This window comes from Micromonospora sp. NPDC048905, from assembly GCF_040649655.1.
Classification (GTDB): domain Bacteria; phylum Actinomycetota; class Actinomycetes; order Mycobacteriales; family Micromonosporaceae; genus Micromonospora.
On the sequence record NZ_JBEZFV010000012.1, the window covers coordinates 44,033 to 57,180 of the forward strand.

Below are 13,148 nucleotides of genomic sequence, written 5' to 3' on the forward strand. Positions count from 1 at the left end.
CGCCGGGTGCGCAAAGTGGCAGCGTAGGGGGCATGGCGGATTCCGGAGTCAACCCTACGGCGGCGGCCCTGCTCGGCCTCCTCCACGAGGGCCCGATGACAGGCGGTCAGTTGATGGCCGCCGCTGAGCGCCGTCTGGCGCCGTACTGGTCGATGACACGCAGTCAGGTCTACCGCGAGTTGCCGGTGCTGGCCGAGCGCGGTTTCGTGCGGCTCGGGAAGCCGGGGCCGCGGATGAGCCAGCCGTACGCGCTCACCGCCAGCGGAAAACGGACATTTTCCCGCTGGCTGGCCGAGAACCCGGGGCGGGACACCATCCGCAACCCGATCGCGCTGCGGATGGCCTTCGGCAACCTGCACTCCGCCAGCCAGCTCAAGGGCCTGTACGCCTCGGCCAACGAATACCACACCGAGGCCCTCGCCCAGGTCCGGGAGCAGGTGAAGAACGCCAAACGGGATGGCGAGACGTACGACGCCAGCGCGCTGGAGTTCGCCGTCGCCTATCACCGGGCGGCCCTGTCCTGGTTGAAGTCCGCGCCGGTCGGGTGATCCGCGGCGGGTTCGCCCGAAGGGTAGGAGCTGCTCAGCGCGGGGTGGCGGAGTGCCGCTTTCGCGCCGGACCGCGGGGCTCGCAAGCTCAATCGTCGTCCGCGCAGTACGCTTACCTGTCGTGACCGCTGCCGATTACGCCGAACAGCTCAAGGAACTCGACGCGACCCTGCGAAACATCGAGGCCGTCCTCAACCTCGACCGACTCCACGAGGACAAGGCCCGCCTCGAGCAGGAGGCTTCCGCCCCCGACCTGTGGGACGACCAGGCCAAGGCTCAGCAGGTGACCTCGCAGCTGTCGTACGTCAACGGCGAGATCAGCAAGCTGGGCAGCCTCCGGTCCAGCCTCGACGACGCCCAGGTTCTGCTGGAGCTGGCCGAGGCCGAGGTCGACCCGGGCGTGCTGCTCGAGGTCGAGTCGGAGATCACCGGGCTGACCAAGGCCATCCAGGAGATGGAGGTCCGCACCCTGCTCTCCGGCGAGTACGACTCCCGGGAGGCGCTGATCGCCATCCGCGCGGGCGCCGGTGGCGTGGACGCCGCCGACTTCGCCGAGATGCTGCTGCGGATGTACCTGCGCTGGGCGGAGCGGCACGGCTACCCGACCGAGGTCTACGAGACCTCCTACGCCGAGGAGGCGGGTCTGAAGTCGGCCACCTTCGCGGTCAAGGTGCCCTACGCGTACGGCACGCTCAGCGTCGAGTCGGGCACCCACCGGTTGGTCCGGATCAGCCCGTTCGACAACCAGGGCCGCCGGCAGACCAGCTTCGCGGGCGTCGAGGTCCTGCCGGTCACCGAGCAGACCGACCACATCGACATCCCGGAGAACGAGGTACGCGTCGACGTCTACCGCTCCTCCGGCCCCGGTGGGCAGAGCGTCAACACCACCGACTCGGCGGTCCGGTTGACCCACATCCCGACCGGCATCGTGGTCACGTGTCAGAACGAGAAGTCCCAGTTGCAGAACAAGGCCTCCGCGCTGCGGGTGCTCCAGGCCCGGCTGTTGGAGCGCAAGCGCCAGGAGGAGCAGGCCAAGCTGGAGGGGCTCAAGGAGAACGCCGCCGGTTCGTGGGGCGACCAGATGCGCTCCTACGTCCTGCACCCGTATCAGATGGTGAAGGATCTCCGAACCGAGCAGGAGACCGGCAATCCGAGCGCGGTGTTCGACGGCGATCTGGACGGTTTCATCGAGGCGGGCATCCGTTGGCGTAAGCAGCGGCAACTCGCCGGCGACGGAGCGTAACGACACGCGGGCGGAACGCGTCGTCGATCTCCAGGTAGAGGCCTGATTCGACGACTCGTGCCGGATCGGCGGGGCGTGGGGCTTGGCTCAGTTGTTACACCGCGTAGACTCACCACCCGTGATTCAGCTTGAGCAAGTGACGAAGACGTACCCGAAGGCGTCCCGGCCTTCGCTCGACAACGTGTCCGTCTCGATCGAGAAGGGCGAGTTCGTCTTCTTCATCGGTCCATCCGGCTCCGGCAAGTCCACAATCATCAAGATGCTGCTGCACGAGGTCGCCCCCAACAAGGGTCGCGTCGTCGTCAACGGCAAGGACGTCACATCGATGCGCTCCTGGAAGCGACCCCACTTCCGGCGCTCGATCGGCTGTGTCTTCCAGGACTTCCGGCTGCTGCCGAACCGCACCGCGTACGAGAACGTGGCGTTCGCCCTCGAGGTGATCGGCAAGACCAAGGCGGTTGCCCGCCGGGTCGTGCCGGAGGTGCTGGAGCTGGTCGGGCTCGGTGGCAAGGAGCACCGGTACCCGCACGAGCTCTCCGGTGGTGAGCAGCAGCGCGTCGCCGTCGCCCGGGCGTTCGTGAACCGTCCGCTGATCCTGCTGGCGGACGAGCCCACCGGAAACCTGGACCCGGACACCTCGATCGAGATCATGCGCCTGCTGGACCGGATCAACCGCACCGGCACGACCGTCGTGATGGTCACCCACGACTCCAACATCGTCAACCAGATGCGCCGCCGCGTCGTCGAGATCGAGAGCGGTCGTATCGTGCGTGACCAGGCCCGCGGCGTCTACGGGTGAGCCGGCTCTCCACCCCTGCGCAGCCTGACGACGAACACTTCATGCCGGAGACCCGGAGGAAATCCCGATGCGCGTGAAATACGTCCTGTCCGAGGTACTGGTCGGACTGTGGCGCAACGTGACCATGTCCATCGCGATGATCATCACGATGGCGGTCTCGCTGACCATGCTCGGCGCCAGCGGTCTCATGTACCGCCAGGTCGACGACATGAAGGTCACCTACTACAAGAACATCGAAGTCTCGATCTTCTTGAAGCAGGAGGTGAGCGAGCAGGAGCGCACCGACCTGAACGCCAAGCTCGACAGCGACCCCCTGGTCAAGGAGGTCTTCTACGTCAACAAGGACGAGGCGTACAAGAAGTTCAAGGTCATGTACCAGGACGCGCCCGACCTGGTGAACGTGGTCAAGCCCGACCAGTTGCCCGAGTCGTTCCGGCTCAAGCTGAACAACCCGGAGCAGTACAAGGACATCTACGAGCAGTACAAGAACAGCGCCGGTGTCGACGAGATCATCGACCAGAGCCGACTGCTCGACAAGATCTTCAACATCCTCACCTCGATCCAGAACATCGCCCTGGCCGCAGCCACCGTGATGGCGATCGCCGCCCTGCTGCTGGTCGCGAACACCATCCAGGTCGCCGCGTACAGCAAGCGGCGTGAGGTGGCGGTCATGAAGCTGGTCGGCGCGTCCAACTGGTTCATCCAGGCGCCGTTCGTGCTGGAGGCGGTGGTGGCCGGCCTGATCGGTTCACTGCTGGGTCTGGTGGCCCTGGTCGCGGCCAAGTACCTGCTCTTCGACGGGTCGTTGAGCGCGTTGCAGGGTCTGCTCTCGCCGATCGGCTGGGGTGACATCCTGGTCGTCTTCCCGCTGATGGCCGGCGTCGGTGGTCTGATCAGCGCGGGCACCGCCTGGATCACCCTGCGCTTCTACCTGCGGGTCTAGGTCGTCCCGTCGTCTCCCGAGGACCCTTCCGCCGCCGGAAATAAACGGCGCGGGAGGGTCCTTGTTGTTCCGGTAGCATGATCGGTTGTCCGGCCGAGGTGCGCTCGGCCCACGGGCAGCGGAGAGAGGGGGTGGCACCGATGCCACGGGAAAAGGGGCGCAAGGTGGTCGCCTCCAACAAGAAGGCGCGCCACGACTACGCCATTCTCGACACGTACGAGGCAGGCATGGCGCTGACCGGCACCGAGGTCAAGTCGCTGCGGGCCGGGCGGGCGTCGCTTGTCGACGCGTTCGCCCAGGAGCGGGACGGCGAGCTGTTTCTGCACGCCATGCACATCCCGGAGTACACGCAGGGCACCTGGACCAACCACGAGCCCCGGCGTACCCGCAAGCTGCTGCTCAACCGGGTCGAGATCGACAAGCTCGTCGGCAAGACCCGCGAGGGCGGTCTGACGATCGTTCCGTTGCAGGTCTACTTCTCCGACGGCTGGGCCAAGGTCGAGATCGCCCTGGCCAAGGGCAAGAAGTCGTACGACAAGCGCCAGGACCTCGCCAAGCGGGACGCGGACCGGGAGATCGCCCGGGTGTCGGGTCGGCGCGGCAAGGGAATGGACGAGTAGAACGTCCCGTTTGTCCGGGTCGGCACGCCGGCCCGGGGCTCGGGATGAAAGCCGTTGCGCCAGGCGTTAGTCTTGTCAGTGCCACCACATCGGTGGCCTGTCGAGGGGGTGACTGGTTTCGACTTCGTACGCAGCGACAGGGGAAGCGAGCCGAGGAAGCCGACGTCGTCTCGAGAATCGGTCGTCGGAACTTTATAAGCGCCAATAACCAACGCGCTGACTTCGCTCTCGCCGCCTGAGGCGAGTAGCTAAGTCTGTCGGTCTGGGAACGCCTTCGTCCCAGTAGCCGGCATCAGCTAGGAGGCTGGCCAACCGGACCCGGTCGCGGGGTCCGTGCGGCGAGATTAATCAGCGACTGGGCCCGTCACACCAACTTGCTCGCGTGAGCGGTGGGGCCGAGTAGAGGCACAGCGAGCTGCGCTCGGAGAAGCCCTGACAAACCGGCGAAGGACCCGGGTTCGATTCCCGGCACCTCCACCACCTCGAGCGAAGCGCCCCGGCCCACCAGCCGGGGCGCTTCGTCGTGTACGCGGCTCGCCTACGCTGCCCCCTGTGACGAACCAGGAGCTGCGCCTGTCGGTCGGCGCCTCACCGGCACAGCGGACGTGGGCGGTGGTGGTGGGCGTGTTCATCGCCGCCGTCGCCGCGGCGTTCGTGGTGTTGCCGCTGGTCGCCGGCGGGGTGCTGGGGCGACTGTCCGGCCCGGGTGACCCGTTCTCCTCCTACGAGGAGGCTCGCGACGTGCCGCCGGGGATGCTGCCACCCGCGCTGCGCGACGCCGACGGTGGCGCCGACCACGCCGGGCTGAGCCCGTTCATCGGACTCTGCGGGCTGCCGTTCGTCCTGCTCAGCATCTACCTGGTGCTGCGGGTGCTCCGCACGGCCGCCTGGCTGGAGGGCAGCCACGTCCGGGTCCGGGGCGCGTTCCGGACGCGCGACGTCGACCTCGCCACCGCCCGGTTCGACGCCGCCTCGCTGTCGTACGGCGAGCCCGCGGACGACTTTCCGGCGGGTCGGCAGCGAACACCCGCCATCATCGCGACCGACCACGAGGATGGACGGCGAGTCACCATCGCGGTGCAGGGCATGGGGCTGAGCAGCCTGCCCCCGTCCGAGTTGCGCGCGCTGGCCGACGCGATCACGACGGGCCGACCCGTCGACGGTCGGGACGGCGACGCGCACGCCGTCGCCCGCCAACTGCGCCGCCTGGCGGAACACCCCCAGCTCGGCTGAGCGACGGTGGGTCGGTTGCCCCTGCGACTGGCGGGACTGTCGGGACCCTCGGGGCAGATGAGGACTCGCGGGGCCTTTACAGGCACGGTCGGGCGCGCTCACCATCGCGGTATGGGATAGCAGCGCAGCACGGGAGGTGCCATGGTCACCGGTCCGGTCCAGCAGTCGTCACTCGTCGCCCGGTTGTCCGCCGTACCGCCGCATCCCGTCGAGCTGCCCGGTGAGCCACGCCCGGCCGGTCTGGCCGGAGACGTGCACGCGTTCGGCCGGGCCGTCACCGTGCCTCCCACCGAGCCGCGCTGGCGGGAAGGCGTCCTGCTCCGGCTGGGTCCGGTGGGGCAGGGGTTCGCCGAGCACGTCCGGGCCACCGAGGGTCCGGCCGGCCTCTACCGGGAGCTGCTCACCCAGTCGCCACGGCTGGACCACGGGGTACGGATGCTGACCCGGGAACACGCGGGGATCATCGCGGCGATCCTCGCCGTGCAGCGGATCGCCGAGCGGCCCGAGGTCGATCCCGCCGAACTGCGGCACCGCGCCGGGCACCTGCTGCGGAGGTTGGCCCGGCATCGGCGGCGCGGCGCCGACCTGCTCTGGGAGGCGTACCAGACGGACCTGGGCGGCGAGACCTGAGCGGTCGGCCGGGAACCGGGGGGTCGGCGGCGGCGTCGAACCGTACATGCGTCGACCGGCCCTGCTGCTCGTACTCCCGTTGCTGCTCACCGCGGGCTGCGCCGCGCCCGTCGCCGATCCGCCCGTCGGGCCTCGCCACCCGTCGCCCCGCGGCGAGGCGTTCGACAAGCGGGCCGCCGAGGTCGCCGAGGCGTGGCGACCCGGCCCCGCGTGGAGCACGGGGTACGTCCCGCTGGAGGGACCCACGGTGCTCACCGGTGACCCGCGCTTCAACTCCGACACCAAGGTCGCGTTCGAGGCCGGGTGGTACCGGGCGGAGGCCGCGATACCGCCCACCCGGGTCGGCGGGGAGATCCGCTTCCCGGACGGCCGGCTGACGCTGCCGCTGGTCAGTGCCGCCGAGGCGTACCGGCAGCTCGACCAGGGTGATCCGCTGCCCTGCCCGGGGCGACCGAAGCGGCCCGGCCGGCCGAGCCCCGGCGGCCCCAGCGTCGAACCAGGGCCGGACGGGTGGGCCACCAGCGCGACGCAGACGGCCTGTCTCTCGCTCACCGTCACCGGTGTCACGTTCGGTGCCGTGCCGGTCCGCACGAGCCGGGGCACGGCGCAGGTCCCGGCCTGGCTGTTCACCATCAAGGAACTGGCCGCCCCGGTGGCCCGGCTCGCCGTCGCGCCGACCGCGGTCACGCCCGTTCCCCAACCCTCCGCGCCGGCCCGTCCGCTGGCCGACGGGCTGGTGGGCGCCCAGAACCTGACGGCGGTCGACGATGTCCGGATGACCGTGGGGCTCGGCGTCGGCGCCTGCGACACCGGCATCACGCCGCTGGTGTGGGAACGGCCCGACGTCGTCGTGGTGGGCGGCAGCGTCACCCGGGGCACCGGCGACTGCCCCGCCATACTGAAGCTGGAACCGGTCGCCGTCACCCTGGCGGCGCCGCTGGGCGCCCGGCCGGTCCTGGACGTCGCCAGCGGAGCACCCCTGTCGATCGCCCCACGCTGACCGGGCACCGGAGCTGACCGGCGGCCCTCAGAGGATGCTGGGCACGTCGGTGCTGATCGGCACCGGCAACACGGTCGGCCCGTCGGCACGCAGCCCGGTGACGAGCGCCGTACCGAGTTGGTCGGGCGTCTCGACGACCTCGGTGGCGCAGCCGTAGCCGGCCGCGATGGCGACGATGTCCAACCCCGGCAGGTCCAGGCCGGGCACCCCGGGGGTGTCCTTCAGCTCGGCGAACGCCTTGAGGATCGCGTACTGCTGATTGACCGGGACGACGACCACCAGCGGCAGTGCGAGACGCGCGGCGGTCCACAGCGCCTGCACCGAGTAGTGGAACGAGCCGTCGCCGATGACCGCCACCACCGGACGGCCGCGCCCGGTGTCCCGTTCGGCGAGCGCCACCCCGATCGCGGCCGGCAGGCCGTAGCCGAGGCCGCCGCTGGCCATCGTGAAGTACGACGCCGGGCGCGTGATCCGCAACTGCCGGCGCAGAGCGGACAGATTGGACGGTGACTCCTGCACCAGCACGCCATCGGCCGGCCAGTGCGCGGCCAGCCCGGCGAACAGGGCGTCGGCGCTCAGCGGGGCGGTGATCTCCGGCGGGGCCGGTGTGTCGCGGGGTGTGGGCGGCACCCGGTCGGCCGGCGGCACCCGGTCCACGAGCGCGGTCAGCGTCAGCCCCGGGTCGCCGAGCAGGCTGTCCCCGACCGGGGCACGCGCGGCCTCGTCGGGGTCGTCCGTGACGTGCAGCAGCCGGGCGCCGTCCGGTAGGTGCCCGCCCGGCACGTACGGGTAGTAGCGGAACACCGGAGCGCCGACGACAAGCACCGTGTCGTGGCCGCGCAGCGCCTCGGCGAGGGGACCGATCGCATACGGGAGCACCCCGCGGAAGTGCGGGTGGTCCTCCGGGAACACGGCGCGTTCGGGTGCGGGGGCCGACCAGACCGGTGCGGCCAGCCGTTCGGCGAGCGCGACAGCTGTCGGCCAGCTACCGGAGCGGTCCACCCCCGGGCCGTACACCAGCACGGGGTTGTCGCTGCCGGCCAGGACCCGGGCGAACTCGTCCAGCCGTTGTGGGTCCGGCGCGAACCGGGTGGCCACCGTTCGCGGTGCGGGCGGCGGGTCGGCCGGCTGGGCCCAGTCGTCCATCGGCAGGGAGAGGAAGACCGGCCCGGCTGGTGGCTGCACCGCCGTCGCGTACGCCCGCAGCACCGCCGCCGGGATGTCCTGTGCCCGGGCCGGCTCGTAGGCCCACTTGACGTACGGCTGGGGGAGCTCGGTGGGCCGCCGGCTGGCCAGCCGAGGCTCGAGCAGCAGCATCTCCCGGGTCTGCTGGCCGGCCGTGACGATCAGCGGGGTCTTGTTGTGCCAGGCGGTGACGAGGTTGCCCATGCCGTTGCCGGTGCCCGGGGCGGTGTGCAGGTTGACGTGGGCGGCTGTCCCGCTGGCCTGGGCGTAGCCGTCGGCCATCGCGACCGCCGTCGCCTCCTGGAGCGCGTGGACGTAGTGGAAGTCGGCGGGGAAGTCCCGCAGGAACGGCTCCTCCGTCGAGCCGGGGTTGCCGAAGACGGTGGTCATGCCGAGGGTGCGGAGCACGTCGTACGTCGCGTCCCGGACCGTTGCCATCGCCACCCGCCTTCGTGTCGCGGGAGGGACGACAGCAGTCGCCCCTCCCGATCAGCCGAATCTATCGGGATGTGACGGACCTTTCGGGTGTTTCCCACGGGCTCATCCAGCCGGCCACGCCCGTACCTGGTCAGGGGCATCGGGGTGAACAGGGAGCTGTCTTAACTGTCTGATCACCTGCCGGTCAGCCCTTAGCCAGCACCCGGGACGCAGGCTATGGTGCCAGGCATGGCGTTGACAGCACGGCTGATCTCGATGCACCGGGCGGATCCGGCAGATGACCGATCCACAGCGCGGGCTCACGGTTGACGGGTGTGTGGGATGCAGGGAGAGGGTCAGGCGATCGGCGGACGAGCGATGGAGTCGATGACCGGGCGGCTGCTGGTCGCGACTCCGGCGCTCAAGGACCCGAACTTCGACCGTACGGTGGTGCTGCTGGTCGCCCACGAGCCGGGCGGCGCGCTCGGCGTGGTGTTGAACCGGGCCACCGAGGTGCCGGTGGCCGAGGTGCTCGGCGACTGGAGCGATCTGGCCCGTTACCCGGCAGTGCTCTTCGAGGGTGGGCCGGTGCAGCCTGACTCGGCCATCTGCCTGGCCCGGATGCGGCACCCGATGCGCCGGCTCAAGGGCTTCCACCAGGTCTCCGGAGCGGTCGGCACGATCGACCTCTCGGTCGACCCGGAGCGGCTGCGGGAGAGCATCGGTGGCATCCGGGTCTTCGCCGGTTACTCCGGCTGGGGCAGCGGCCAGTTGGAGCAGGAGATCGCCGACGGTTCCTGGTTCGTGCTGGACGGGCTGCCCGGTGACGCGTTCGTCGACCGGCCCGACGATCTGTGGCCGATGGTGCTGCGCCGCCAGGGCGGGATGATGGCCGCGGTCGCCCACTTCCCGCCGGACGTCGCGCTCAACTGACCCGCCCCGGGCGGGGGACCCCGCGAGATGACCATGCGGGCCGGTCTGTGTATAGTTTCCCAGTGCCCGGGCGACCGGGACGACAGCAAGGGGCCGTGGCGCAGCTGGTAGCGCACCACACTGGCAGTGTGGGGGTCAGGGGTTCGAGTCCCCTCGGCTCCACCTTGCGAACGTAGGGCAGCGGCCCGGTTGATGATCATCAACCGGGCCGCTTCTTTTCGTCCCCACCCGTCCGCTCGCCGATCGCCCAGCGTCCGTCGTGGGGCCATCTGCGAACGACAAAACGCCCCGACCGGGAGTGACCCGGCCGGGGCGTGCACTGCACTATGTCCGATAAGGGGGTTATCAGCCCTGGCGGCTCTTCCACTGCGGGTTCGCGCGGTTCACCACGACCACCCGGCCACGACGGCGGACCACCACCGAACCCGGCTTCTGCTTCAGCGCACGCAACGAGCTACGTACCTTCATGTCTGCCTCCTTGGTTCCAGCGGTTCCGAGTATCGAAACGCCGCACCCACCCTGGGGATTCCCCGCCACCTAGAATGATCCTCAGCGATGGGTGGGGAGGTGCCGCAGTGTTGGCCGGGGCGTTTGTGACAGCGGTCTACGCGTTCCTCGGATGGCTCGTGGTGTTCACCTCCCGGGTCGCGCTGCGACCCACGGTGAACAGAAACCGCAGCCCCGGTGTGCGGACCCCGGCGACGATGCGCTCGGCCGAGCACTGGCACGCGGCGCACCAACGGGTCGCCCGGCCCCTGCGCCGCACGGGCATCCTGCTGGCGGTCGCCTCTCCGCTGCCGATCCTGCTCGGGGCCGCCTACGGTGACCCGCCGGTGATCGCGGCCGTGCTGGCGCTCGCCCTGCTCGTCGTGCCCTACCTGGCCTACCTGGGCTATCTCGCCGACCGGGCCGCGGCCGCCCTCGACGGGAAACGGTGACCGCGGCCGACCGCGTCGGGCGGGGCCGGATCTGCTGACCCGGCCCGCCCGCGCGGGTCAGCGCAGCAGACCGTCGATCTCGGCCAGCTCCTCGGCGGTGAAGTCGAGGTTGTCCAGCGCGGCGATGTTCGTCTCCAACTGTCCGACGCTGCTCGCCCCGATGATCAGGCTGGTCATCCGTGGATCACGCAGCGCCCAGGCGAGCGCGAGCTGCGCGAGGGACTGACCGCGCCGCTCGGCGATCGCGCCGAGCCCGCGGATGGTGGCCATCTTCTCCTCGCTGAGGTCGCTCTCGTTGAGGAAGACACTCGTGCGTACCCGCGAGTCGTCCGGGATGCCGCCCAGGTAACGGTCGGTCAGCAGGCCCTGGGCCAGCGGACTGTACGCGATGCAACCCGCCCCGACCTGCTCCAGCGTGTCGAGCAGGCCGTCGGACTCGGTCCAGCGGTTGAGCATCGAGTACGACGGCTGGTTGATCAGCAGCGGTGTGCCCAGGTCGCGCAGGATCGCGGCGGCCCGTGCGGTCTGCTCGGAGTTGTAGTTCGAGATGCCCACGTAGAGCGCCTTGCCGGAGCGGACGGCGGCGTCCAGCGCGCCCATCGTCTCTTCGAGCGGGGTGTCCGGGTCGAACCGGTGCGAGTAGAAGATGTCGACGTAGTCCAGCCCCATCCGGCGCAGCGACTGGTCCAGCGACGAGATCAGGTTCTTGCGCGAGCCCCACTCGCCGTACGGGCCGGGCCACATGAGGTAGCCGGCCTTGCTGGAGATGACCAGCTCGTCCCGGTAGGCCCTCAGGTCGGTGGCGAGCAGCCGGCCGAAGTTCTCCTCCGCCGAACCGGGCGGCGGCCCGTAGTTGTTCGCCAGGTCGAAGTGGGTGACCCCCAGGTCGAAGGCGCGCCGGACGATGTCGCGCTGCCGGTCGAACGGGCGGTCCGGACCGAAGTTGTGCCAGAGCCCGAGGGAGACGGCGGGCAGTCGCAGGCCACTGCGTCCGCTGCGCCGGTAGGTCATGGTGTCGTAGCGGTCATCCGCGGCGAGGTAGGTCACGATCATGAGCCTAGCTCCGGCCCGCGGTACCCCGGATCACGCGTGCGAATCAGGACAGCGGGGTAGTTTCGACGCCATGCGTTTCATTGCCCTCGACACCCCCAAACCGCTGTCCAGGATCGGGTTGGGCACCTGGCAGTTCGGCTCCCGGGAATGGGGCTACGGCCCGGACTTCGAGAAGCGGGCCGCGCAGATCGTCCGCCGGGCCGTCGAGTTGGGCGTGACCGTCTTCGACACCGCGGAGATCTACGCCTTCGGGCGCAGCGAACGGATCCTCGGCGCCGCCCTCGGCGACGACCGGCCCAACGTCACCGTCGCCAGCAAGATCTTCCCGGTGGTGCCGGTGGCGGCGGTGGTGCAGCAACGGGCGGTCGCCTCGGCGGCCCGACTCGGCGTCACCCACATCGACCTCTACCAGGTGCACCAACCCAACCCGCTCGTCGCCGACCACACCACCATGCGCGGCATGCGGGTGTTGCAGGACGTCGGGCTGGTCGGCGAGGTGGGCGTGAGCAACTACGGGCTGCGCCGCTGGCAGGTCGCCGAGGCGGCGCTCGGCCGGCGGGTGCTCAGCAACCAGGTCCGCTACAGCATGCTGGACCGCGCCCCCGAACAGGACCTGCTGCCGTACGCCCGCCAGGCCGGGCGGGTGGTCATCGCGTACAGCCCGCTGGCGCAGGGCTTCCTCTCCGGCCGCTACGACGCGAAGAACCCGCCGAGCGGCGCGGTGCGGCGGGCCAACCCGTACTTCCTGCCGGAGAACCTGGAACGCGGCGCGGTCCTGATCGACACCCTGCGCCAGGTGGCCGACGCCCACGACGCCACCCCCAGTCAGATCGCGCTGGCCTACCTGCTGCGCCACCCGAACGTGCTCGCCATCCCCGGGGCGTCCGGGGTGGAACAGATGGAACGCAACGCCGCCGCCGCGGACATCGACCTCGCCGACGACGAGTACGCGGCGCTGGCCGAGGCCGCGAAACGCTTCCGCCCGGTGACCGGACTCGCCGCGATGCCGGCGATGCTGCGTGCCCGGTTCGCCAACACCACCGGAAAGTGAGCACAGTGGACGACATCACCGCACTGATCCTGGACGACCACGCCGCCTTCCGGCGCGGCTTCGCCCGCCTCGACGACGCCCGCGACGAGCAGGAGATGCTCGCCATCTGGGAGGCTCTCGCCCTGCACCTGGACATCCACGCCGAGGCGGAGGAGGCGATCCTCTACCCGCATCTGGTCAAGCACGGCGACGACGGCGAGGACGAGACCGCCGACGCGATCGGCGACCACAACAAGATCCGCGACGCCGTCGCCGAGGCGAAACTGCACCCGGTCGGCTCGGACCAGTGGTGGGAGGCGGTCGGCACGGCCCGCCGGGAGAACAGCGAGCACCTCGCCGAGGAGGAGGACGAGGCGCTGCCCGACTTCCGCCGGCACGCCAGCACGGAACTCCGCGCCGAGCTGGGCCAACGCTGGCTGACCTTCTACGGCGAGCACAAGAACGGCCGCAATCTGCCGTTCCGCGACAAGGACCCCCAGCAGTACGTGGCCGACCACCGCTGAGATCTCCCCGGCGCGGGGGAGTCGCCGAGCCGGCCCCGGCAGCAGAATGACG

The 13,148-nt window shown here is 70.1% G+C and carries 15 protein-coding genes, 1 tRNA gene and 1 other RNA gene; 14 read left to right on the top strand and 3 right to left on the bottom strand.

The features are described 5' to 3' along the window. Nucleotides 1-32 precede the first annotated feature (32 nt). The 9 genes from AB0C01_RS26525 to AB0C01_RS26565 all read left to right on the top strand — a co-directional run bounded on the left by AB0C01_RS26525 (nt 33) and on the right by AB0C01_RS26565 (nt 7,016). On the top strand, nt 33-548 hold the full coding sequence (locus AB0C01_RS26525; protein WP_091393967.1) for a PadR family transcriptional regulator: 516 nt from the start codon (nt 33-35) through the stop codon (nt 546-548). Between the two features lie 121 nt (nt 549-669). After that, the gene (gene prfB, locus AB0C01_RS26530) at nt 670-1,791 is read left to right on the top strand and encodes a peptide chain release factor 2 (protein WP_357242050.1); all 1,122 of its coding nucleotides are present in this window, start codon (nt 670-672) and stop codon (nt 1,789-1,791) included. 118 nt (nt 1,792-1,909) lie between these two features. After that, nucleotides 1,910-2,590 carry a cell division ATP-binding protein FtsE gene (gene ftsE / locus AB0C01_RS26535; protein ID WP_030331491.1) on the top strand — a complete coding sequence of 227 codons (681 nt, stop codon included), beginning with the start codon at nt 1,910-1,912 and terminating at the stop codon, nt 2,588-2,590. Nucleotides 2,591-2,657: 67 nt separating this feature from the next. After that, nucleotides 2,658-3,533 carry a permease-like cell division protein FtsX gene (ftsX, locus tag AB0C01_RS26540; protein WP_357242054.1) on the top strand — a complete coding sequence of 292 codons (876 nt, stop codon included), beginning with the start codon at nt 2,658-2,660 and terminating at the stop codon, nt 3,531-3,533. Nucleotides 3,534-3,673: 140 nt separating this feature from the next. Next, the gene (gene smpB / locus AB0C01_RS26545) at nt 3,674-4,153 is read left to right on the top strand and encodes an SsrA-binding protein SmpB (protein ID WP_357242057.1); all 480 of its coding nucleotides are present in this window, start codon (nt 3,674-3,676) and stop codon (nt 4,151-4,153) included. Between the two features lie 104 nt (nt 4,154-4,257). Then, nucleotides 4,258-4,633, top strand: a transfer-messenger RNA (tmRNA) gene (gene ssrA, locus AB0C01_RS26550). Between the two features lie 72 nt (nt 4,634-4,705). Next, nucleotides 4,706-5,386: a hypothetical protein gene (locus AB0C01_RS26555; RefSeq protein WP_357572421.1), complete on the top strand. Its 681-nt coding sequence runs from the start codon at nt 4,706-4,708 to the stop codon at nt 5,384-5,386. A gap of 141 nt (nt 5,387-5,527) precedes the next feature. Beyond that, nucleotides 5,528-6,016: a hypothetical protein gene (locus AB0C01_RS26560; RefSeq protein ID WP_357242063.1), complete on the top strand. Its 489-nt coding sequence runs from the start codon at nt 5,528-5,530 to the stop codon at nt 6,014-6,016. Nucleotides 6,017-6,062: 46 nt separating this feature from the next. Further along, nucleotides 6,063-7,016, top strand: coding sequence for a hypothetical protein (locus AB0C01_RS26565; RefSeq protein WP_357572422.1), 954 nt, complete (start codon nt 6,063-6,065; stop codon nt 7,014-7,016). A 27-nt stretch (nt 7,017-7,043) separates the two neighbouring features. On the opposite strand, the gene mdlC is transcribed toward AB0C01_RS26565, so the two are convergent. Continuing rightward, nucleotides 7,044-8,639, bottom strand: a complete 1,596-nt coding sequence (gene mdlC, locus AB0C01_RS26570) for a benzoylformate decarboxylase (RefSeq protein WP_357572423.1) — start codon at nt 8,637-8,639, stop codon at nt 7,044-7,046. Between the two features lie 321 nt (nt 8,640-8,960). On the opposite strand from mdlC, the gene AB0C01_RS26575 reads away from it, so the two are divergent. Beyond that, complete coding sequence (locus tag AB0C01_RS26575; protein WP_357098712.1) at nt 8,961-9,551, top strand: YqgE/AlgH family protein; 591 nt, start codon at nt 8,961-8,963, stop codon at nt 9,549-9,551. Between the two features lie 89 nt (nt 9,552-9,640). Beyond that, nucleotides 9,641-9,713: transfer RNA gene (locus AB0C01_RS26580), tRNA-Ala, on the top strand. Nucleotides 9,714-9,896: 183 nt separating this feature from the next. On the opposite strand, the gene AB0C01_RS26585 is transcribed toward AB0C01_RS26580, so the two are convergent. After that, nucleotides 9,897-10,019 carry a 50S ribosomal protein L36 gene (locus AB0C01_RS26585; RefSeq protein WP_030490864.1) on the bottom strand — a complete coding sequence of 41 codons (123 nt, stop codon included), beginning with the start codon at nt 10,017-10,019 and terminating at the stop codon, nt 9,897-9,899. A gap of 110 nt (nt 10,020-10,129) precedes the next feature. On the opposite strand from AB0C01_RS26585, the gene AB0C01_RS26590 reads away from it, so the two are divergent. Beyond that, nucleotides 10,130-10,489 (top strand): SdpI family protein, encoded by a 360-nt coding sequence (locus AB0C01_RS26590; protein WP_357572424.1) that lies wholly within the window; start codon nt 10,130-10,132, stop codon nt 10,487-10,489. Nucleotides 10,490-10,546: 57 nt separating this feature from the next. On the opposite strand, the gene mgrA is transcribed toward AB0C01_RS26590, so the two are convergent. After that, nucleotides 10,547-11,542, bottom strand: coding sequence for an L-glyceraldehyde 3-phosphate reductase (mgrA, locus tag AB0C01_RS26595; protein WP_357242075.1), 996 nt, complete (start codon nt 11,540-11,542; stop codon nt 10,547-10,549). Between the two features lie 70 nt (nt 11,543-11,612). Between mgrA and AB0C01_RS26600 the strand changes: the two genes are divergently transcribed. Beyond that, a complete protein-coding gene (locus tag AB0C01_RS26600) occupies nt 11,613-12,593 on the top strand; it encodes an aldo/keto reductase (RefSeq protein ID WP_357572425.1) in 981 nt (326 codons plus the stop codon). Next, complete coding sequence (locus tag AB0C01_RS26605; protein WP_357572426.1) at nt 12,590-13,096, top strand: hemerythrin domain-containing protein; 507 nt, start codon at nt 12,590-12,592, stop codon at nt 13,094-13,096. Before AB0C01_RS26600 ends, AB0C01_RS26605 begins: the two co-directional genes overlap by 4 nt. The last annotated feature ends 52 nt before the right edge of the window (nt 13,097-13,148 follow it).

Excerpts from the sequence above, each read along its gene's own strand:
- AB0C01_RS26525 (WP_091393967.1), top strand. The coding sequence starts at position 33 with ATGGCGGATTCCGGAGTCAACCCTACGGCGGCGGCCCTGCTCGGCCTC.
- ftsX (WP_357242054.1), top strand. The coding sequence starts at position 2,658 with ATGCGCGTGAAATACGTCCTGTCCGAGGTACTGGTCGGACTGTGGCGC.
- smpB (WP_357242057.1), top strand. The coding sequence starts at position 3,674 with ATGCCACGGGAAAAGGGGCGCAAGGTGGTCGCCTCCAACAAGAAGGCG.
- AB0C01_RS26560 (WP_357242063.1), top strand. The coding sequence starts at position 5,528 with ATGGTCACCGGTCCGGTCCAGCAGTCGTCACTCGTCGCCCGGTTGTCC.
- AB0C01_RS26565 (WP_357572422.1), top strand. The coding sequence starts at position 6,063 with ATGCGTCGACCGGCCCTGCTGCTCGTACTCCCGTTGCTGCTCACCGCG.
- mdlC (WP_357572423.1), bottom strand. The coding sequence starts at position 8,639 with ATGGCAACGGTCCGGGACGCGACGTACGACGTGCTCCGCACCCTCGGC.
- AB0C01_RS26575 (WP_357098712.1), top strand. The coding sequence starts at position 8,961 with ATGCAGGGAGAGGGTCAGGCGATCGGCGGACGAGCGATGGAGTCGATG.
- AB0C01_RS26585 (WP_030490864.1), bottom strand. The coding sequence starts at position 10,019 with ATGAAGGTACGTAGCTCGTTGCGTGCGCTGAAGCAGAAGCCGGGTTCG.
- mgrA (WP_357242075.1), bottom strand. The coding sequence starts at position 11,542 with ATGATCGTGACCTACCTCGCCGCGGATGACCGCTACGACACCATGACC.
- AB0C01_RS26600 (WP_357572425.1), top strand. The coding sequence starts at position 11,613 with ATGCGTTTCATTGCCCTCGACACCCCCAAACCGCTGTCCAGGATCGGG.